This window comes from Terriglobales bacterium, from assembly GCA_035543055.1.
Lineage (GTDB): Bacteria > Acidobacteriota > Terriglobia > Terriglobales > Acidobacteriaceae > JAIQFD01.
In genome coordinates this window covers 1-19,311 of sequence record DATKKJ010000213.1, presented here as the reverse complement: position 1 = coordinate 19,311, position 19,311 = coordinate 1, and the positions used below count along the sequence as shown (strand labels likewise).

Here is a 19,311-nt window from a genome sequence, read left to right as displayed (position 1 = left end):
GTGTGGATACTTCCTCCATACGCGGTGCAAATGCTTCTCGGTCGTCCCCCGTCTAAGTGAGAGCGAAAAGAACAGCGTCATCATCATCGTGCCTGGCACCGCGGCACTACGACATCCGTGAGGATGCGGCCGACGCGGGCATTCCCATCTGGAAAGAAGTCCTGTTCGGCGCCGAACTCCTCCTGCTGCATGCCTCCCCCGTGTTCTATGGCCTTGGGATCCCGCGCGGCGACGGCTCTGCCGTGGTGGTTATTCCAGGCTTCCTGGGCACCGATCTTTATCTGACGCACCTGGCGGAGTGGCTGGGCCGGATCGGCTATCGCTCCTACGTTTCCGGGATGGGGCTGAACGCCGAGTGCCCGAACCTGCTCATCAAATACCGGCTGACGGAGACCATCGACAAGGCGCGGCGGCATACCCGACGCAAGATCCACCTCATCGGGCACAGCCTGGGAGGTGTCATGGCGCGTTCCATCGCGGCGCAGCGGCCCAACGACGTGGCTTCGGTCACCACCCTGGCCGCCCCCTTCCGCGGCACGGTGCTGAACCACAGCGTGTTGAACGTGGCCGAGGCGGTGCGCCAGAACATCCTCAATGAGCACGCGCAGGACGTCCTGCCCGACTGTTATACCCCGCGTTGTACCTGTGAGTTCGTGAACTCGCTGCGTCGCCGGATGAACGGTTCCGCGCTCCAGACCGCCATCTATACCCGCGATGATGGGGTCGTGGACTGGCACTACTGCCGCACTGGGGACCAGGATATCGATTTCGAGGTTTCCGGCACCCACATGGGGCTGGTCTTCAATCCCGCGGTGTACACGGTGATCGCGGAGCGGCTGGGGGAGGCGCGCACCCGTCGCCGCGTCAACGGCGCGGCGAGGCGGCACTGACGATCTTCTCGTCCCTGGCGCCGCCCGGCAGGAAACGATCGACGATCGTCTGCTGACCTTTCACCCACAAGCGCGAACTGTAGAGGATGGCGCTGCACTGCACCGTGACCCAATCGCCCGCGGTCAGGGGCGAAGCAAAGCCGGCGCGCGCGGTGAGCCAGCGCCGCGCCATGTGGCGGGCCATTGCCGTGCCCATGGACGCGCTGCTGCAGCCGATGTCGTGCAGGATGCCATCCAGGGTGAATAGCACCTTCGACAGCATGATCAGCGATCCCGGGAAACGGATGCCCTCGTAGGCCGCCTTTTCCAGCACCCGCATGGCGTCCACGGCGCTGGGGAATTGGGTGAGCGGCACCTGGTCGATGTAGTGGGCGGTGTGGTTGCGGATGATCTCCCACTGGCGTGAGCCGCGCCGGACCGGCCTCTCGGCCAGAGCGGCGATGGCGGTCGATGCTCCCACCGGATCGCGCAGCGCCACCATCAGGAAGAGCAGCGCGAGCTGCCGCCGCTGTTGCCGGCTCAAGCGCTCGCGCAGCGCCCAGTCCACGATGATCAGGTCGCGCGCGGGCGCGTCGTACAACAGGTTGCCGGCGTGGGGATCGCCGTGGAACAGCGAAGACTCGCCGGAGGCGAACAGGGGCACCGCGACCAGCGCCGCCACCAGTTGCTCGCCGACCTGGCGCCGGCGCCACTGCGGCATGCGGGCGGCGGCGGCGGTGACCTTCGCCCCGCGCTCCTCGCTGAGCGCGGTGATGGTCGGCGTGCACAGGGGAGCGAGGACCCGCGGGATCCGCACTCCCGCGATGTCGTGGTAAAGCTTGCCCGCCTCCACCAGCGTGGTCTGCTCACGCACGAAATCGACCTCGTGCTGCAGCAGGCGGCGGACCTTCCTGAAGGTGTCGGGGATCAGCCGGGCGCGCGCGCCGTATTCGTGGTGATGTTGGGCGAAATACTGCGAGAGATCGTGCAACAGCTCCATGTCCTCGGCGAAGCAATCGGGGATGTGCGGCTTCAGGACCTTGAAGACGCCGCGCTCTTTTTGCCCGCTCTCCGGGTTGCGCCAGGTGAAGCGCACGATGGCGCTGACGCTGGCCTCCGAGAGGAGGCGGGAATCCATCTGCACGCCAAGACGCTCCAGCTTGCTTCCCAGCTGCCGGCGGATGATGGCGCGCGTGCCGGGGGCATCCACGTCGCGGATGCCGTTCTCCAGCTGGGAGAGCGAACGGCGCAGCGCCGGGCGGAGGTGCCGATTGCGGGCCAGCACCTGGCCGAGTTTCTGCAGCCCCGGCACCCGGGCGATCAAGCACAGCAGCCGTTTTTCGGGCCGGGCGCCGGAGGGCAGCTCCAGTTGCTCCAGGAGCTTGGGGGCAAGGCGGGCAGGGGAGAGATGGGCCACCACGTACAGCATGGCGTCGCGCACCGGAGGCCGCCACGCGGCGTACTCTTCGGGCACCAGACTGGCGATGGGGACGAGATGTTCGACGATCCATCGTCCCATCTCCGCCCGCATCATCTTTCCCTGCGGAGTTTCCAGCAGGGCGCGGATGGCGTCGATCCGTTTCTTCCGGCTGAGGCCCGCCGGCACGAACTGTTCCAGCGTCCGGCGCAAGTCCTCGGGGCTCAGGTCCGACACAGGATGCGGGATGAGAGCTGGTAGCGCCATCACGTCCTCCGCACAAGTATGCGAGGGTCGCGCGTCGGCATTCAAGCCGCGGCGGCGAGAGAGGGTTCTCGTGCTGACTCCACGCTGACCCGCTGAATGGCCGGCGGGGACTGCGCACGCGACGAGCCGGGCGCCGTGGCTGCCGGGAATTCTATGACCAACGGCTCACCCGCAGGCGGCTCAAGGTTCAGGGCAGGGAACACCGGCTGGATCTCGCGAAGTATGGCTGCCGCACTGGCCATGTTTTCGGCTGCCTCTTCGATCTGTCCGCCGGCATAGGAGAGTAAGGCTTGGTCGAGGAAGTGCGAGGCTTGCTCGAACGACGGGTCCATGGCCCCTCCTCTGTCACTCTGCCGAAGGCAGATATGCCGAGCACAGAAATGCTAGAGCAGGTCCGGAACCAAGCCAGTGATGTGCGGACCCAAAATGCACCAGTGGCCCAAAACGGGAAATGTGCCGGCCGCCACCAAAGCGTGACCGCGGTCCTCTCTTCATCATTCCCATCCTGTACGTGATCGTGCGGGGCTTGCTGCCGGTGACCCGGCGGGCCGGGGACGCCGAGCCCGACCCGCAGCAGGCCGACTGAGGCGACCCGACCAGTTGGCAGACCCCGGCTGATAGGACTAGACTGTGCGCCTCAGGAGACCCGTGCCCCCTTCCCTGGGGATGGCGTCCCGGCACAGGTCTGGGCTCACCCATGGGTGTGATTTGAATCACAGCTTCGCGTGTCTTGGCCCCGCAGAATCAGGCTGGCGCGGCCTCGGCCCGCCAGGTTTTTATCTTAGCGATGTTCCGGGCCGCCTCCACTGACCGGCGCTGCCGCAGGCCGGAGCGGCCGGGGGAGACTGTGCATGAATTCGAACGGCAATCCCAACCCGACCCTCGCCGTGCGCGACAGCCGCACCGGCAAGGACTACCAGCTTCCCATCCAGAACGACACCATCAAGGCCATGGACCTGCGGCAGATCAAGGTGAATTCCGAGGACTTCGGGATGATGGCCTTCGATCCGGCGTACACCAACACCGCCTCCTGCAAGAGCGCCATCACCTTCATCGACGGCGATAAGGGCATCCTTCGCTACCGCGGCTACCCCATCCAGGAACTGGCGGAGCATTGCAGCTTCCTCCAGGTCGCGTACCTGCTGATGTACGGCGAGCTGCCCACGACCGCCGAGAAGGAGCAATGGGTCCAGGAAGTCAAGCTGCACACCATGCTGCACGAGAACATCAAGAAGTTCATCGACGGCTTCCACTACGACGCCCACCCCATGGGCATCCTGGTCTCCACCCTGGCCGCCCTCTCCACCTTCTATCCGGAAGCCCACAACATCCACGATGCCGCCAACCGCAAGCTGCAGGAGCAGCGCCTGATCGCCAAGGCCGCCACCATCGCCGCCTTCGCCTATCGCCACAGCCTGGGACTGCCCTACGTGTATCCCGACAATGACCTCACCTTCGCCGAGAACTTCATGAACATGCTCTGGAAGAAGACGGAGCTGAAGTACCTGGCGAACCCGGTGCTGGCCCGCGCCCTGGACATCCTCTTCATCCTGCACGCCGACCACGAACAGAACTGCTCCACCTCGACCATGCGCCAGGTGGGCAGCTCGCAGGCCGATCCCTACGTCTCCACCGCCGCCGCCGCCGCCGCTCTCTACGGCCCGCTGCACGGCGGGGCCAACGAGGAAGTGCTGAAGATGCTCGACGAGATCGGCACCAAGGACAAGATCGGCGACTTCATCAAGCAGGTCAAGGATGGCAAGCGCAAGCTGATGGGCTTCGGCCACCGGGTTTACAAGAATTACGATCCGCGCGCCAAGATCATCAAGCAGATCGCCGAGGAGGTCTTCCTCATCACCGGCCGCAACCAGAAGCTCGACATCGCCCTCGCCCTGGAGAAGATCGCCCTCGAGGACGAGTACTTCATCAAGCGCCGCCTGTATCCCAACGTGGACTTCTACAGCGGCATCATCTACCAGGCCATGGGCTTCAGGCCCAACATGTTCACGGTGCTGTTCGCCATCCCGCGCGTGGCCGGATGGCTGTCGCACTGGGAGGAGATGCTCAGCGATCCCGACACCAAGATCTACCGCCCGCGGCAGGTCTATACGGGATACGACGAGCGTCACTTGCCCGAGAACCAGCGCCGCGGCATGCACGCCACCACGGCATTAGCCAAATGAAGGAACTGCTTCACGCAAATGCCCTGCCGCAAGGCAGGGCATTTGCGTTGGCGGCAAACATTAACTGATTGTCATCCTGAGGCAGTCGGCTTCAGCCGACAACGAAGGATCTGACGGGTCTCTGCACAACCGCCGCCGCCCAGCAGCGGGACGTCAGTCCCGCTGCCATTCAGCTGCCGACTGCTCTTACGCCGCTTTCTTCGCTGCTCGCGTCTTGGGCGCGAAGATCTTCTTCAGCGCGCTGAACAGCTCCCCGTTGCCGACCGCGTTATGCCGCACCAGGTCGCCGATCGACACCACTCCGTGCACCGTCTTGTGCACGTCCACCACCGGCACCCGCCGCACCTGGTGCTTCTGCATCACGGCCAGCGCCACCTCCACCTTGTCCTCGGGCGCGCAGAAGACCGGGTCGGGGGTCATGCAATCCCGCACCCACACCTGCATCGGCTCCCGGGCTGCGGCCACCACCGCCAGGCACAGGTCGCGGTCGGTCACCACGCCCACCAGGGTCCGGCTGTAGGCGTCGTCCACCACCGGGATCATGCCGGTGTTGTGCTTCTTCATCAGATCGGCCGCGGTCTGCGCCGAACTGGTGGCCGTGCACACCGCCGGGTTCCGGGTCATCACGTCGTTCACGCGCATACCAAACCTCCATGGGACAGCTGCCTCGGCTGTCTACGAGATGCACCCTACGCCGCCCGCCGCCTACCCGCAGTGATAGCAGTCACCCCGGGCGGTGCCGTGCGCTGGACGCTGCCCTGCGTCATTCATCACGTCCATCTGTGACATGCATCACCACGCAGGGAACGGGCGAGGTTCAGAATCAGAACGACTTGCTCACCGCGCCCGGCTCACCTGTGGGGTAGGGCGCGAGATTCGAGGACTCCGATGGCCAAAGGTACGGTCTCCATCGTGGTGGAGCGCTGCAAGGCGTGCGGTTTCTGCGTCGAGTTCTGTCCCACCAAGGTGCTGGCTCTTTCCTCCGCGTTCAATTCCAAGGGATATCACCCGCCCATCCTGGTCACCCCCGAGAAGTGCAGCGGCTGCGACCTGTGCGGCATGTACTGCCCGGATTTCGCCATCCATGGCTACAAGACTGACGCAAAGGAGGCCGGCTCCGATGCACGCTGATCCCAAAGGTGTCCTGACCGGCGTCCATTTCCTCGACGGCGACCACGCCTGCTGTGAAGGCGCTCTGGCCGCCGGCGCCCGCTTTGCCGCCGGCTATCCCATCACGCCCTCCACCGAGGTGGTCGAGCGCTTCGCCATGCGCGTCCCGACCGTGGGCGGCGTCTTCATCCAATTGGAAGACGAACTGGCCGCCTCCATCGCCATCCAGGGCGCGGTCTGGGGCGGCGCCAAGGCTTTTACCGTCACCTCTGGCCCCGGCTTCTCCCTCATGATGGAGCACATCGGCTACGCCGCCATGACCGAGACCCCGGTGGTGTTCGTGGACGTGCAGCGCGGAGGCCCTTCCACCGGCCTGCCCACCCTCCCGGCGCAGTCCGACATGATGCAGTGCCGCTGGGGCTCGCACGGCGATTACGAGATCATTGCACTCTGCCCTAATTCTCCCCAGGAAGCTTTCGACCTCACCATCAAGGCCTTTAATTTCGCCGAGCAGTATCGCGTCCCCGTCATGGTGATGCTCGACGAGTGCGTCGGCCACATGACCGAGAAAGTGGTGATCCCCGACGCCGCCAAGATCGAGGTCCTGCCCCGGCGCAAAGCGAAGCCCAATGGCGAGTATCTGCCCTACCGGACCAATGGCGACGGGGTCCCCGAGATGGCCCACGCCGGCGAAGGCTACAAGTTCCACATGACCGGTCTTACTCATGACGAGCGCGGCTATCCCGCCATGACCGTCAAGGCGCAGGACAAGCTGGTCAAGCGCCTGCAGAGCAAGATCCTGAACGCCGTGGACAAGATCACCCTGTTCGAAGCCTCCGACCTCGAGGGCGCCGACGCCGTTGTGGTCAGCTACGGCATCACCTCGCGCGTGGCCCAGCGCGCCATCGAACTGGCCCATGCCCAGGGGCTGAAGGTCGGCAAGTTCCGCCTGATTACCGCCTGGCCCTTCCCCGAGCGCAACATCGCGGCCATCGCGCAGAAGACCAAGGCCATCGTCGTCCCCGAGCTGAACCTGGGGCAGATGTCGCGCGAGGTGGAGCGCGCCGCCCACGGCGCTTGCAAGGTCGTGCACGTCCCCCACGCCGGCGGCGGCGTCCACGATCCCAACCAGATCCTGAAGTCCATCGAGGAGGCCATCCGATGAGCGCGACCTCGGTCCCTGAAACCGTCACCCACATCAACCCGGTCGAGCCCTTCCTGCGCATGGACCGGATGCCCCACATCTGGTGCCCGGGCTGCGGCATCGGCACCACCGTCAACTGCTTCACCCGCGCCCTCATCGACTCCAAGGTGGACCTGAAGAACGTGGCCCTGGTGAGCGGCATCGGCTGCACCGGCCGGGTCGCCGGCTACGTGAAGCTGGACTCGTTCCATACCACTCACGGCCGCGCCATCCCCTTCGCCACCGGCTTGAAGCTGGCGAATCCCAAGCTCAACGTGGTGGTGTACTCGGGCGACGGCGACTTGTTCGCCATCGGCGGCAATCACCTCATTCACGCCGCCCGCCGCAACGTGGACATCAAGGTCATCTGCGTCAACAACCTGATCTACGCCATGACCGGCGGCCAGACCGCTCCCACCACTCCGGGCAATGTCATCACCGCCACGGCGCCCTACGGCAGCTTCGATCCCGCCTTCAATCTTCCCGCGCTGGTCGAAGCCGCGGGCGCGGTCTACGTCGCCCGCTGGACCACCTTCCACGTCCGGCAGATCGCCCGCTCCATGCAGGAGATGTTCGCCAAGAAGGGCTTCGGCTTCATCGAGGTCCTCTCCCCCTGCCCGACGCTCTACCAGCGCCGCAACAAGCTGGGCGACGGCCTCGACACCATGAAGTACTACAAGGAGAAGTCGAAGATCCGCAACGGAGCCCCCACCAGCGAATGCGCCCTGAGCAAGCAGGGCGAGATCGTGGTCGGCAAGTTCGTGGACAAGGAAAAGCCCGACTACATCGAGCTCATGCGCCAGCACCTGGCGCAGGCCTGCCCCGAATACACCGACTGGTATGCCGTGGAGGAGCAAAGGGCCGAAGAAGCCCAGGACGGAGGTTGCAGCGAACAATGAAACTCACTGAGATCCGCCTCGCCGGCTTCGGAGGACAGGGCGTCATCCTCTCCGCCATCGTCATCGGCAAGGCCGCCAGCATCAACCAGGGCGGCTACGCAACCATGACCCAGAGCTTCGGTCCCGAGGCCCGCGGCGGCGCCTGCGCCGCCCAGGTCATCCTGGACAAGGAGCCCATCCTCTATCCCTACGTCACCCAGCCCGACATCCTGGTCATCATGTCGCAGGAGGCTTACACCAAGTTCGCCGGCGAGGTCAAAGATGGCGGCATCCTGATCGTGGAGCAGGACCTGGTGCGCGTGGACAACGTCAAGCCCGGCGTCCGCCTGTTCAGCGTGCCCGCCACGCGGCTGGCCGAGGAGCTGGGCAAGCGCATGGTGCTGAACATCGTGATGGTCGGCTTCTTCGCCGCCGTCACCCGCCTGCTCGACCCCAAGGCGCTGCGCGACGCGGTGCTCGATTCCGTGCCGCCCAGCTTCCGCGAGCTGAACGCCAAGGCCTTCGACAAGGGCTTCGAGTACGGCGTCAGCTGCGGCCAGTTGAGCAAGGAAGAAGAGGAGACCGTACGCACCGTCCGCTTCGTGGACGGCGTGCATTGATCTTCAGCCGCCGACTGACGTCTGACGACTGAAGACTGCTCCGGGAGGCGTTGCGAGCGCCTCCCCTTTTTTTTGCAGATTCGACAAAGTAGCCGGCGCGCCCTCGCCAAGGCCTTTCAGCGTACGAAATGCGGGCGCGAGGCCACCGGCTCGTCGCTCGTTGACTTCCAAACGCGGCGTAAAATCTCCGTGAAGTCTGCAATCTTGATCTCCGGCGGCACCTGTTGCCCGTTGAAACACAGCAGTGTACCTTTGAAGCATCTCCATGGGCTCTCAACTGTCCACGCCTGACCTCTCTTCGCTGAAGATCGACCACTCGGCGCGCCACCAGGGTGGTCCGAAGTGGCTGCGCTATGTATTTGCGGCCATCGGTCTCTTGCTGCTGGTTTCGGCTCTCGTGTTTGCGCTGAAAGGGAAAGCTCCGGAGGTCATGGTCACCACCGTACACGCGACGACCGCAGATACTCGCGTCGCGTTGCTGAACGCCAGCGGATACGTGACCCCTCGGCGCCGAGCGACTGTCGCCGCCAAGGTCACCGGCCGGGTCATCCAGATGATCGCCGACGAGGGCATGCACGTGCAGGAAGGCCAGGTGCTGGCGTACCTCGACGACTCGGATGCGCGCGTGCGGCTGAATTCTGCAAGGTCGGATCGCGAAGCCACCGCCGCCGCGCTCGCCGACCTGAAGGTCAATCTCGAGAACGCCGACCGCGAACTCCGCCGCACCGATTCCCTTCATCAGGGCGGCGTCGCCAGCCAGCAGGCGCTCGACCTCGCTAAGACCACTGCCGATAGCCTCCGCGCCAGGATCGCTCTCACCGAGGAACAGGTGCGCGCCGCCGATTCGCGCATCAAGGTGGCGCAGCAGGACCTCGACAACTGTACCGTGCGCTCGCCGTTCACCGGCATCGTAGTCTCCAAGGACGCCCAGGTCGGTGAGATGGTCTCGCCCATCTCGGCCGGTGGGGGCTTCACTCGCACCGGCATCGCCACCGTCGTGGACATGAGATCGCTCGAAGTCGAGGTGGACGTCAACGAGTCATACATCGCACGCGTCAAGCCGGGCCAGCCCGTCACCGCGATCCTCGACGCGTATCCCGACTGGAAGATCCCGTGTACTGTGCGGACGGTCATCCCCACCGCCGACCGGCAAAAAGCGACGGTGAAGGTACGCATCTCGTTCAACCAACTCGATCCGCGGATCCTGCCCGACATGGGAGTAAAGGTCAGTTTCCTTGGAGACGAACCCGCGCCGGCAAGCGGCACGGCTCGGCTGCTCATCCCGAAGGACGCCATCCGCAACGAAAACGGGCAGCAGGTGGTCTTCTTGTACAAGGACGGACGCGTGGAGCGCCGGGCCGTTCGCGTCGGCGGTACGAGTGGGGACTCGCAGGAGGTCCTGGCCGGCATCAACGACGGCGATCAGCTCGTCACCAGTGGCTTCGACGGCCTGCACGACGGCCAGCAGGTCGGGATCAAAAAACAATAGGAGTGTTGGGGATGGTCAGGGTGGATGGCAAAGGCGATGGCAAGAGCCTGATCCAGGTACGCGGGCTCGACAAGAAATATCAGCGCGGCAGCGAGGAGATCCACGTCCTGCAGGGCTTGAACCTCGACGTGGACGCCGGCGATTTCGTCGCTTTCATGGGGCCGAGCGGCTCCGGAAAGACCACGCTTCTGAACCTGCTGGGCGGACTCGACGTCCCCTCCCGCGGCAGCATCAGTGTCGCCGGCGACGAGATCACACACATGTCGGCCAGCAAGCTCACGACTTGGCGGGCCCGCCACGTCGGCTTCATCTTCCAGATGTACAACCTCATTCCAGTGCTTACCGCGGCGCAAAATGTCGAACTGCCGCTGCTTCTGACCAAGCTCTCCAAAGCCGACCGGCGCAAACACGTCGAAGCCGCGTTGCAGATCGTTGGCCTGGGCGACCGTATGAATCACTTCCCCAACCAGCTCTCCGGCGGACAGGAGCAGCGCGTCGGCATCGCACGCGCCATCGTCGCCGACCCAACGTTCCTGCTCTGCGACGAACCCACCGGCGACCTCGACCGCAAGAGTGCCGACGAGATCATGACTTTGCTTGAGCGGCTGGTCAGCGAACACCAGAAGACCGTCCTCATGGTCACGCACGACCCGCTGGCTGCGGAACGCTCGCAGACCACCCTCCACCTCGATAAGGGTGTACTCGTCGAGGCAGTCAGCGCGGGAGGCGTGCGGTCATGAAGTACAGCCGGTTGGTGTTCGCCAATCTGTTTCGCAAGAAGATCCGCACAACGCTGACCTTGGGTTCGTTCGCCGTCGCTCTCTTCCTCTTCGGTCTGCTGGCGGTGGTACGCGGAGCGTTCAATCAGGGCCTCGAGGTCGCAGGAGCCGACCGGCTGGTGATCGTCAACAAGGTTTCGATCATCCAGCCGCTGCCCATCTCCTACAAGGAGCGGCTGGCGCAGATTCCGGGCGTCAAGTCGGTCACCCACGCCAACTGGTTCGGCGGCGTTTACCAGGACGAGCGCAATTTCTTCCCCCAGTTCGCCATCGATGAAGAGAACTACAAACAGATGTTTCCCGAGTTTCGACTTCCTGACGACCAATGGAAGGCCTGGCTCGAGGATCGCGAAGGCGCCATCGTCGGCGCCGACTTGGTCAGGCGCTTTGGCTGGAAGCTCGGCGACCGCGTGCCTATCAAGGGCACCATCTTCCCTGGAATTTGGGAGTTCAACATCCGCGGCATCTACCAGGGCAGCCGTCCCGCCGACGACACCACTCAGTTCTGGTTCCATTACAAGCTGCTCGAGGAGAAGGAGAGTCCTTACTGGAAGGGCCTGATCGGCTGGTACACCGTGCGCATCGACGATCCCGACAATGCGGTGCGTGTCGCCAAAGCCATCGACGGCACGTTCGCGAACTCTCCCTGGGAGACGAAGACCGATACCGAGAAGTCCTTCGCCGCCGGCTTTGTGAAGCAGGCCGGCAATATCGGGCTCATCATCATGAGCATCGGCGCAGTCGTGTTCTTCACTTTGCTGCTGGTGACCGGCAATACGATGGCCATCGCGGTGCGTGAGCGCACGCGCGAGCTGGCTGTGCTCAAGGCTGTGGGTTTTTCGGACAGATTCGTACTCTTCCTGGTGCTTTTTGAGTCTCTGACGGTAGCCATCATCGGGGGTGGGTTGGGGCTGCTCCTGGCCAAGCTGATGACGCTGCGCGGCGACCCGACACGCGGCATGCTTCCGTATTTCTATTTGCGCCCTGACGCCATCGCGCTTGGCATCGTCGCTGCGCTGGCCGTCGGGGTGGCGGCGGGTATCTTCCCCGCCCTTTCGGCGATGCGCCTCAGGGTCGCAGACGCGCTTCGGAGGATCTGAATGGCCATTCCGCTGACCTACAACCTCCGCAGCCTGCGTGTGCGTTGGGCTTCGACCGTCGTTGCTGTCCTTGGTATCGCCGGTACCGTCGGCGTTTTCATTGCCATGCTGTCGCTGGCCAAGGGTTTCAAGGCAACCCTGGTCGCCTCCGGCTCTCCTCGCAACGCGCTCATCCGCCGGGCTGGTGCGACCTCGGAGATGGAGAGCGCCGTCACCATTGACCAGATCCATGTCATCCAGGACGCTCCCGGCGTAGAGCGCGGTCCCGTCGGCCCGCTGGTCAGCCCGGAGAGCGTTGTCGTAGCCGCCTTTCCTCTGAGATCTACGGGCACTGACGCTAATGTGCAGGTCCGCGGATTGACCGCGGTCGCCGCGCAGGTCCACGAGGGCTTCAAGATCGTCTCCGGACGCTTCTTCCATCCCGGCCTGAATGAGCTCATCGTCGGCAAGAATGCGTTGAAGAGCTACGCCGGACTCGACCTGGGCAGCATGTTGAATTTTGGCGGAGGGACTTGGATCGTCGTCGGCATCTTTGACGCGGGCGGCAGTGCCTTCGATTCTGAGGTGTGGACCGACGGCGACATCCTGAGACAGACCTATAAGCGTCCCCCTGACCGCGTGCAGTCGGTCACCGTGCGCCTGACATCCGCCGGCGCGTTCAACCGCTTCAAGGATGCTCTCACCGCCGATCCGCGCATGACCGTACAGGTCGACCGCGAGGTCGAATACTACGAGAAGCAGTCGCGCGCACTGACTACGCTGATCACCGTTCTTGGCGCTCTCGTCGCTGCCGTAATGGGCATCGGCGCGGTTTTCGGAGCGCTGAACACGATGTACTCCGCCGTCGCCGAGCGCGGCCGTGAGATCGCCACCATGCGCGCGCTGGGTTTCCGCGCGGGCGCGGTGGTGCTCTCCTTCATGTTCGAGGCACTCTGCATCGCCTTCATCGGCGGCCTCGTCGGTACCGCCGGTGTGCTCCCGCTGAATGGCCTGACCACCGGCACCATGAACTGGCAGACCTTCTCTCACCTGGCATTCGCATTCAAGGTCACGCCGGCGCTCATGTCAGCCGGAATCTTTTTCGCCTTGCTGATGGGCGTGGTGGGCGGTGTGCCCCCCGCCGTCCGCGCCGCACGCGGCCGCATCGCCGTCACTCTGCGGGAACTCTAGGCTTCGGTTCGCTTTCATTCCATCTAGGGATTTCCACACGCAGTGACTTACCGTACCGCAGATCGTTCATTGATCTTCAGCCGCCGACTGACGTCTGGCGACTGAACACTGCTCCGGGAGGCGTTGCGAGCGCCTCCCGTTTTTCTTGTGTTCCGGGCGCAGCGAGGGAGCCCTACCCTCGCGACCGCCCGAGGGACCGGACCGTTACCTGGGTAACGTGCGGCCTCGCGCCGGGTCCGGTATCCTTGCATTACTTAATCGCTGTACAAGTTATTGCCGAGGAGAAAGTCGCATGAGATCCACCGTCGTTCGCATCTTCACCGCACTGGTCCTGCTGTCCTCCTGCCTGGCCTTCGCCGAAACGCGCAAGCCGGCCAAGAACAACCGGCCCGTCGCTTATCCGGAAACCGCCCGCCAGATGCACCTGAGCGGCACCGTCAAGCTCGACGTGCTGGTCACCGCCAGCGGCAAGGTGAAGAAGGTCGAGGTGCTGGGCGGCAATCCGTTACTGGCCGCCGCCGCGGTGCAGGCCGTCAAGGACTGGACCTACGAGCCGGCCTCCTCCGACACCACCGAGACCGTCATCGTCAAGTTCGATCAGCAGTAAAGGCATTCGCGATAGAAGTAAGGTCCCCCATCGCGCAGAGGCAGCCCGGCGCCGCCGGGCTGCTCCCTCTGTCTCCGGTTGATGGAAGTCGCGACCCTTTGTTACACTCGTGGTGGCGCACTCCCGACTCGCTTTGTTCGCCCGCGAACCTGCTAGTCCCTCAAAGGTGTGCCCTCCTGACATAGTGGGCGCGTAGCTCAACTGGCAGAGCAACTGACTCTTAATCAGTAGGTTGAAGGTTCGATTCCTTCCGCGCTCACCATTCTTCTCAATGATTTACCGCGAAAATGCCCGCACGGAAGCACTTCTGACACGGTATTGAAAATACGCACTTTGGCTCGTATCGTCTCGAAGCGGATGGCACACCTACGGCACACCTGCGAATTCCGGTCAAACTGGCCGCCGCCCTTGCAGAATGCGTTACCGCAGATTGGCACCTGCCGTGCTATTACAGCAGTGAGCAAGGAGGAGTTGTGCGTGTCTTCTGGAAAGCGGTGTGGAGAAGGCAGTTGCTATTGTCACTTATAGCTCTCCTTCTTTTCTTCGGACTAGGATCGGCTTTCCCTGGCACCCAATCGGCGCCAGGAACCAATGCGGAGAAAGCCGGAGGGCTGAGCAGCGGAGCGCAAGTCTGGATTCGTGAGACCGTGCAGCAAGGCAGATTTGCCGAGCTCCGTTGGCCGGATTTCAGCGACTACAGCAAGCACGTCAACAAGTTCTACGAGCTCAACGGGTACTCACTGTGGTGGACGAGGGGGCAAGAACCCACTCCTCAGGCGCGGCAGATGATCGTGCTACTCCAGCGATCAGATCTGAAAGGGCTCTCCCCGGAGGACTACGATGGTGCACGATGGCAGGACCGTCTGGCAAGACTGAAACCGCTGGCACACCAGGCAAGCGAAGCCGACGCCGCTAAGTTTGACCTGGCGCTTACCGTCAGCGCCATGCGTTATATCTCGGACCTCCATGTCGGAAAGATAAACCCCAACCGCATTTCCTTCTTCATCGATGATGAATCCAAGAAGTATGATTTGGCCGAGTTCTTGAAAGAGAACGTGTTGGATGCGCCGGACGTTTCTCGTGCGCTAGCGCGAGTCGAGCCCCCTTACCCGGTTTATCACCGCACCATACAAGCGCTGCAAAAATACATTGAGTTCGCTAAGGAAGATGATGGAGAGCAGCTTCCTGCGGTCAAGAAGGCCATCGCGCCTGGCCAGCCGTATGGAGGGACACAGCGGCTTGCTAGATGGCTCCGCCTGGTCGGCGATTTGCCGGCTGGCGCGAAGGTTTCTGCCGATTCGGCGGTCTATGAGGGCAGCCTGGTCAGCGCCGTTAAGAACTTTCAACGCCGGCTTGGCCGCGATCCGAGCGGCCTGATCGACGCTCAGACTGTCGCCGATTTAAATGTGCCCCTGAGCCGGCGAGTGCAGCAGATGCAACTTATGCTCGAACGATTGCGCTGGCTGCCGAGCTCTTATCAAAAAGCTCCAGTGGTCGTGAATATCCCGGAGTTCCGCCTCCGCGGTTATGAGCGCGATTTCAACATCGGCGTGACCATGAACGTCGTCGTGGGCAAGGCTGTCGGGCACCATTCGCCAGTGTTCAGCGACACGATGCAATACATCGTCTTCCGTCCGTACTGGGACGTACCGCCGTCCATAACCCACGCGGAGCTGATCCCCCATATCCTTCGCGATCCGGATTACCTGGCGAAGAAGGACTTCGAGGTCGTAGACAGCCATGCCAAGGTGGTTGCGACGGGAAGAGTCTCAAGCGAGGTGATGGATGGGTTGAGAGCGGGAAGACTTTCGGTCCGGCAGAGACCCGGCCCGAAGAACTCTCTTGGGCTGGTGAAATTTGTATTTCCCAACAGCTACAACGTTTATTTCCACGACACCCCGGCGACTGAGTTCTTTGCCAGGTCCCGCCGTGATTTCAGTCATGGGTGCATCCGTCTGGGAGCGCCGGCCGAACTGGCCGCATGGGTGCTTCGTGACAATCCGGGATGGAACATGGAACGCATTCGGGCAGCGATGAACGGCAGCACGACACAGCAGGTAAGGCTCGCGCATCCCATCCCGGTCCTGATCGTTTACGGCACCGTCATCGTGCTCGAAGACGGTCTTGTTCACTTCTACGATGACATCTACGGGCACGACACAGCGCTCGAAAAAGCTCTGGCCAAGGGATATCCCTATCCTTGGTGAAGGGGATCACCAGCGGCGCACGCGGCCGACGTCTACGTGAACGAAATCGGAGTCACGATAGTAACCCACGCCGCCGCGATGCAGCTTGAGAGCAGCATCGCGCAGGACCGCCGTCGGGACTGCCGGCAAACGAATGTCAATAGCCTCTGCCTGCATGTGCAAGCTGTGCCGGGCGACACCCGTGTGCGCGCTTCGGTGCCGCAAGTACTCGTTGCTCTGCGGCGTGCGGTATCCGCAAACGACGTCGATCTCGCCGTCGAGGTCGTGAACGGACGCGGTCAGATCATGAAGAAGATCGAACAGGCGAGGATCAAAATGGTGGACGTCACCAGTACGGTGATCGCGAAGAAAGTTATCCAGCTTGGCCAGAGCTTGCTGAGAATAGGAGTCGCCCCGGCGATACACGATGTCGAGCCGCTCGCCGGTGTGTGTGTGATAGAAACGCAACCGATACTCCGGAGCAGGCTCCACGGGATTGGAACCGCAGGGTGACGGTAAGAGCGCTAGAAACAAGCAAGATGCAATGCTTAGGGTCGTTCTTCCCATTCTCTGCCAGTTTATTACGGTAAGCAGATCTTGTCAGTGATTCCTGAATGCGTATGGCGAGTGTGACACGGAATGCCCGCCGGACGGCAGGCCGTACTGCGTAGGAAATAGTGACGATTCCGTAAGTCCATAGAAATACAGCCGCTTCCTGGTCCTGCATTGCGGCAGCGTTTGGCAATCCGAGTGCTTAGGTATCGGCGGCTGACTTTATGTTGCACGCGGCTGAAGCGTTCCGGAAGGGAGTGTCATGAAATCGATGATTCATTGCTCTCGCGTAAAGTGGTCCTTTCTTCTCGCAGGATTGGCATTGGTGTCGGCCATGGGCTTGGCGCCCTTGGCTGCCTGGGCTGATTCGTTGGAACTGAAAAATGGCAGCCGCATCAACGGCACATTCGTTGGCGGTACTGAGAGTGAGATCAGTTTCAGAGTCGAATCGTCCGTGCAGAAGTACAATTTGGGGGATGTAGTCTCCATCAGCTTCGACGCAAAGCCATCGCTTGAAACGCGAACGCCCGTCCATTCTTTCTCCGATTCGATCTCCACCACACGACCGGCAGATACTTCCGCCTATGTCACCATTCCAGCCGGTACGCAAATCTCGGTGCGCACCATCGATGCGATCGATTCGGCGACAAGCCGCGTTGGCGACCGGTTTGAAGCATCTTTGCAGGAACCGATCATGGTCAATGGACAGATTGTCGTCGAGAAGGGCGCGGATGTGTACGGCCGATTGGCGGAATCCAGGAAGTCGGGAACATTCACCGGGAGGTCGGAGTTGCACCTCGAGTTGACCGGGATCGTAGTCAGCGGGCAAACGGTCCCGTTGGTTACAGGTGAGTACGAGTTGACAGGCAAGTCGCGCGGAGCAAGCACTGCCAAGAGAACCATCGGCGGAGCGGCCCTGGGATCGATCATCGGGGCCATCGCCGGCGGCGGCAAAGGTGCGGCCATCGGGGCCGGCGTCGGCGCCGGCGTCGGCGCCGGTTCGGAGATCATCACCAAGGGCGAGCAGGTAAAGGTTCCGAGCGAGACCCTCATTGACTTCACCCTGCAACAGGATGTCTCCCTACCGGCGCGCCGGAAATAGCGTCGTCGATTCACACGAGCTACCGCAAAGGGAACCGTTCACGAAGGTCAGGGACAATTACGTAACGTCAGTTCCTGTTCCAACTCGCTGACAGTCATAGTTGGACTCTTGCTTCAACCTGACGGGAGCGGCGCTTTGGCATGACGCGTCGGGCGACCAGCCTACGCCAGTAGATCCCAGGTTAAGCGACGAGACCGCTGTCAGCTTCGTTCTGGTGAATCCGCGCAAGCTTGGAAAATACCTGTGCCATAAACGTGCCATACGCTTCGCGCCGATGTGCGCTTTTACGGGCCTTTTTGATACCTGTTCAAAGTGCTTCCGTGCGAACTCAGTTCGTGGCAAGTGGCTGATGTGAAAGCGAGTTCGTTGGGTATCGAGTTCTGATCCCGAGCCTACTCTTAATCAGTAGGTTGAAGGTTCGATTCCTTCCGCGCTCACCACTTCCAAAGGACTTAGCTCGGTTTACGCTCTGTGTGCCATTCCCGAGTGTGCCGAAAATTTCAGCGGCTCGACAAACATTTGTAAGTTATCACCCATCATAGACTTATCTTGTAGAGGAAGACTTCGGCCCAGATGCGAGAACCTGCTGCGACGTTCGTGACGTATGCCCGACGCCTGGCGCAGAGCGTCACAACGCTGCACAATCAGCCACCGCAAGGGCATTCCACGGCGGAACTAGCGCGGTTGTCGGAGCTTCATCGCAGGTTGAACTGCATCATTGATGCGCTTCGGGCCGGCGAGTTCCAGCTGCTCTCAGCGGCCCCGGTCACCTTCGACACTCAGAGCCTCGACCAATTCGATGTTCTAGAGCGGCAAGTCCAGGTGCTCGAAACGGCGACGGTTCGACTGATCGATCCAACTTCGGCGTCTCGGAGTGATTCCGCGGCGCAAGCGGCGGAATTCGGAGTTTCAAATACAACGGAGATCGACTTGATTGTTCCGGGAGGGAAAGCGTACACGAAATCCACGCGGTCCTTCTGGTACTTTGGGAAGCGCTCAGCGGCGGAAATGGCGGAGAAGGAGGTTACAGAACGTAAGTGACGAATCGAGGGGCGTCCCGTGCCTGATTTCCAGCGGTTAATCCGGGTGTTGCTTCGATTCCTTGCAGCTCTTATCGGAGTGGCCCTTCTGGGCTATTTGGTCTTCCGCACAGGTCCGGCGGTCATTTGGAAGCAAGTCCAGCAAGTGGGCTGGGGTTTGCTCGTGATCATGATCTTGGGAGGTATCGCGCAGTTCATCAAAACATGCGCCTGGCGACAGACGTTCACCTGCGACATCGGCGGGCTTTCCTGGGCACGCAGTTATGGTGTGCAGTTGGTTTCGGATGCCGCCGGGCAACTGGGCCTCCCCGGTAAATTGATCGGCGAGGGGCTCCGCGTTTCTCTCCTGGGTTCGGCGGTGCCGCTGCCCAATGGCATATCGGCTGCCGCGATCGATGGAGGACTGCATATCCTCACCGCGGCCGTCGTTACCGTGCTGGGAATTATAGCCACGTTGTTGCTGGCACATCTGGGTGGAAGATGGCGAGTGGATGGTTTGCTGATCGCGGCCCTGCTCGTGGTGACGGTGCTGCTGGCGGCAGTGGGCGTCGTAAAACGTTTTCCATTGATGGGGAATGCAGCCAGAGTGATTGGGCGTTTACCCATTCTGCACAACTGGGTCAGCGCCCGGCAACCGATCATCGATTCAGCCGAACACAACCTCCTGACGTTTTATCGCGTTGCGCCCGCCGCCTTTGCCAAGGGCCTGGCCCTGAATTTCTTGTGGCACGCGCTGGCGGTGTTGGAAGTGTTTCTGAT

Annotated in this window: 20 protein-coding genes and 1 tRNA gene; 17 read left to right on the top strand and 4 right to left on the bottom strand. The window is 62.3% G+C overall.

Annotation, left to right across the window (positions count from 1 at the left end; genetic code table 11):
* The first annotated feature begins 56 nt into the window (after positions 1 to 56).
* The gene (locus VMS96_14095) at positions 57 to 890 is read left to right on the top strand and encodes an alpha/beta fold hydrolase (protein HVP44558.1); all 834 of its coding nucleotides are present in this window, start codon (positions 57 to 59) and stop codon (positions 888 to 890) included.
* On the opposite strand, the gene VMS96_14090 is transcribed toward VMS96_14095, so the two are convergent.
* Together VMS96_14090 and VMS96_14085 are read right to left on the bottom strand one after the other, a co-directional pair.
* Complete coding sequence (locus VMS96_14090; GenBank protein ID HVP44557.1) at positions 865 to 2,553, bottom strand: AarF/UbiB family protein; 1,689 nt, start codon at positions 2,551 to 2,553, stop codon at positions 865 to 867. The two genes, VMS96_14095 and VMS96_14090, sit on opposite strands and share 26 nt — an antisense overlap.
* 41 nt (positions 2,554 to 2,594) lie before the next feature.
* On the bottom strand, positions 2,595 to 2,885 hold the full coding sequence (locus VMS96_14085) for a hypothetical protein (protein HVP44556.1): 291 nt from the start codon (positions 2,883 to 2,885) through the stop codon (positions 2,595 to 2,597).
* Between the two features lie 119 nt (positions 2,886 to 3,004).
* Here VMS96_14085 and VMS96_14080 point away from each other — a divergent pair, with 119 nt between their 5' ends.
* Complete coding sequence (locus VMS96_14080) at positions 3,005 to 3,139, top strand: hypothetical protein (GenBank protein HVP44555.1); 135 nt, start codon at positions 3,005 to 3,007, stop codon at positions 3,137 to 3,139.
* A gap of 265 nt (positions 3,140 to 3,404) precedes the next feature.
* Complete coding sequence (locus VMS96_14075) at positions 3,405 to 4,736, top strand: citrate synthase (protein ID HVP44554.1); 1,332 nt, start codon at positions 3,405 to 3,407, stop codon at positions 4,734 to 4,736.
* Between the two features lie 186 nt (positions 4,737 to 4,922).
* Here the strand turns inward: VMS96_14075 and VMS96_14070 are convergent, their stop codons facing one another.
* Entirely contained in the window at positions 4,923 to 5,378 is a 456-nt protein-coding gene (locus VMS96_14070; GenBank protein HVP44553.1) for a CBS domain-containing protein, read from the bottom strand.
* A gap of 246 nt (positions 5,379 to 5,624) precedes the next feature.
* Between VMS96_14070 and VMS96_14065 the strand changes: the two genes are divergently transcribed.
* The 11 genes from VMS96_14065 (at position 5,625) to VMS96_14015 (ending at position 15,879) form a co-directional block, all read left to right on the top strand.
* Positions 5,625 to 5,867, top strand: coding sequence for a 4Fe-4S binding protein (locus tag VMS96_14065; GenBank protein HVP44552.1), 243 nt, complete (start codon positions 5,625 to 5,627; stop codon positions 5,865 to 5,867).
* On the top strand, positions 5,857 to 7,011 hold the full coding sequence (locus tag VMS96_14060) for a 2-oxoacid:acceptor oxidoreductase subunit alpha (GenBank protein ID HVP44551.1): 1,155 nt from the start codon (positions 5,857 to 5,859) through the stop codon (positions 7,009 to 7,011). Before VMS96_14065 ends, VMS96_14060 begins: the two co-directional genes overlap by 11 nt.
* Positions 7,008 to 7,928, top strand: coding sequence for a 2-oxoacid:ferredoxin oxidoreductase subunit beta (locus VMS96_14055; GenBank protein ID HVP44550.1), 921 nt, complete (start codon positions 7,008 to 7,010; stop codon positions 7,926 to 7,928). The genes VMS96_14060 and VMS96_14055 overlap by 4 nt, the downstream gene beginning before the upstream one ends.
* Positions 7,925 to 8,527, top strand: a complete 603-nt coding sequence (locus tag VMS96_14050; GenBank protein ID HVP44549.1) for a 2-oxoacid:acceptor oxidoreductase family protein — start codon at positions 7,925 to 7,927, stop codon at positions 8,525 to 8,527. Before VMS96_14055 ends, VMS96_14050 begins: the two co-directional genes overlap by 4 nt.
* 265 nt (positions 8,528 to 8,792) lie before the next feature.
* On the top strand, positions 8,793 to 10,016 hold the full coding sequence (locus VMS96_14045; protein ID HVP44548.1) for an efflux RND transporter periplasmic adaptor subunit: 1,224 nt from the start codon (positions 8,793 to 8,795) through the stop codon (positions 10,014 to 10,016).
* A gap of 11 nt (positions 10,017 to 10,027) precedes the next feature.
* Complete coding sequence (locus tag VMS96_14040; GenBank protein HVP44547.1) at positions 10,028 to 10,756, top strand: ABC transporter ATP-binding protein; 729 nt, start codon at positions 10,028 to 10,030, stop codon at positions 10,754 to 10,756.
* Positions 10,753 to 11,895 carry an FtsX-like permease family protein gene (locus VMS96_14035; GenBank protein ID HVP44546.1) on the top strand — a complete coding sequence of 381 codons (1,143 nt, stop codon included), beginning with the start codon at positions 10,753 to 10,755 and terminating at the stop codon, positions 11,893 to 11,895. Before VMS96_14040 ends, VMS96_14035 begins: the two co-directional genes overlap by 4 nt.
* A complete protein-coding gene (locus VMS96_14030; GenBank protein HVP44545.1) occupies positions 11,896 to 13,065 on the top strand; it encodes an FtsX-like permease family protein in 1,170 nt (389 codons plus the stop codon). It begins immediately after the preceding gene.
* A gap of 292 nt (positions 13,066 to 13,357) precedes the next feature.
* A complete protein-coding gene (locus VMS96_14025) occupies positions 13,358 to 13,672 on the top strand; it encodes a TonB family protein (GenBank protein ID HVP44544.1) in 315 nt (104 codons plus the stop codon).
* A 186-nt stretch (positions 13,673 to 13,858) separates the two neighbouring features.
* Positions 13,859 to 13,934 (top strand) — tRNA-Lys (locus VMS96_14020).
* 211 nt (positions 13,935 to 14,145) lie between these two features.
* On the top strand, positions 14,146 to 15,879 hold the full coding sequence (locus VMS96_14015) for a L,D-transpeptidase family protein (protein ID HVP44543.1): 1,734 nt from the start codon (positions 14,146 to 14,148) through the stop codon (positions 15,877 to 15,879).
* A 6-nt stretch (positions 15,880 to 15,885) separates the two neighbouring features.
* On the opposite strand, the gene VMS96_14010 is transcribed toward VMS96_14015, so the two are convergent.
* Positions 15,886 to 16,326, bottom strand: a complete 441-nt coding sequence (locus VMS96_14010; protein HVP44542.1) for a DUF882 domain-containing protein — start codon at positions 16,324 to 16,326, stop codon at positions 15,886 to 15,888.
* Between the two features lie 346 nt (positions 16,327 to 16,672).
* Between VMS96_14010 and VMS96_14005 the strand changes: the two genes are divergently transcribed.
* From VMS96_14005 to VMS96_13995, 3 genes are all read left to right on the top strand, one after another.
* Entirely contained in the window at positions 16,673 to 17,512 is an 840-nt protein-coding gene (locus tag VMS96_14005; GenBank protein ID HVP44541.1) for a hypothetical protein, read from the top strand.
* 573 nt (positions 17,513 to 18,085) lie between these two features.
* Complete coding sequence (locus VMS96_14000; protein ID HVP44540.1) at positions 18,086 to 18,553, top strand: hypothetical protein; 468 nt, start codon at positions 18,086 to 18,088, stop codon at positions 18,551 to 18,553.
* Between the two features lie 18 nt (positions 18,554 to 18,571).
* On the top strand, positions 18,572 to 19,311 hold a 740-nt coding region (locus tag VMS96_13995; GenBank protein ID HVP44539.1), incomplete at its 3' end, for a lysylphosphatidylglycerol synthase domain-containing protein.

Bases quoted from the DNA above. Each gene is read 5' to 3' on its own strand.
- VMS96_14090 (HVP44557.1), bottom strand. From the start codon at position 2,553: ATGGCGCTACCAGCTCTCATCCCGCATCCTGTGTCGGACCTGAGCCCC.
- VMS96_14085 (HVP44556.1), bottom strand. From the start codon at position 2,885: ATGGACCCGTCGTTCGAGCAAGCCTCGCACTTCCTCGACCAAGCCTTA.
- VMS96_14080 (HVP44555.1), top strand. From the start codon at position 3,005: ATGTGCCGGCCGCCACCAAAGCGTGACCGCGGTCCTCTCTTCATCATT.
- VMS96_14075 (HVP44554.1), top strand. From the start codon at position 3,405: ATGAATTCGAACGGCAATCCCAACCCGACCCTCGCCGTGCGCGACAGC.
- VMS96_14070 (HVP44553.1), bottom strand. From the start codon at position 5,378: ATGCGCGTGAACGACGTGATGACCCGGAACCCGGCGGTGTGCACGGCC.
- VMS96_14065 (HVP44552.1), top strand. From the start codon at position 5,625: ATGGCCAAAGGTACGGTCTCCATCGTGGTGGAGCGCTGCAAGGCGTGC.
- VMS96_14060 (HVP44551.1), top strand. From the start codon at position 5,857: ATGCACGCTGATCCCAAAGGTGTCCTGACCGGCGTCCATTTCCTCGAC.
- VMS96_14055 (HVP44550.1), top strand. From the start codon at position 7,008: ATGAGCGCGACCTCGGTCCCTGAAACCGTCACCCACATCAACCCGGTC.
- VMS96_14050 (HVP44549.1), top strand. From the start codon at position 7,925: ATGAAACTCACTGAGATCCGCCTCGCCGGCTTCGGAGGACAGGGCGTC.
- VMS96_14045 (HVP44548.1), top strand. From the start codon at position 8,793: ATGGGCTCTCAACTGTCCACGCCTGACCTCTCTTCGCTGAAGATCGAC.
- VMS96_14040 (HVP44547.1), top strand. From the start codon at position 10,028: ATGGTCAGGGTGGATGGCAAAGGCGATGGCAAGAGCCTGATCCAGGTA.
- VMS96_14035 (HVP44546.1), top strand. From the start codon at position 10,753: ATGAAGTACAGCCGGTTGGTGTTCGCCAATCTGTTTCGCAAGAAGATC.
- VMS96_14030 (HVP44545.1), top strand. From the start codon at position 11,896: ATGGCCATTCCGCTGACCTACAACCTCCGCAGCCTGCGTGTGCGTTGG.
- VMS96_14025 (HVP44544.1), top strand. From the start codon at position 13,358: ATGAGATCCACCGTCGTTCGCATCTTCACCGCACTGGTCCTGCTGTCC.
- VMS96_14005 (HVP44541.1), top strand. From the start codon at position 16,673: ATGAAATCGATGATTCATTGCTCTCGCGTAAAGTGGTCCTTTCTTCTC.
- VMS96_14000 (HVP44540.1), top strand. From the start codon at position 18,086: ATGCGAGAACCTGCTGCGACGTTCGTGACGTATGCCCGACGCCTGGCG.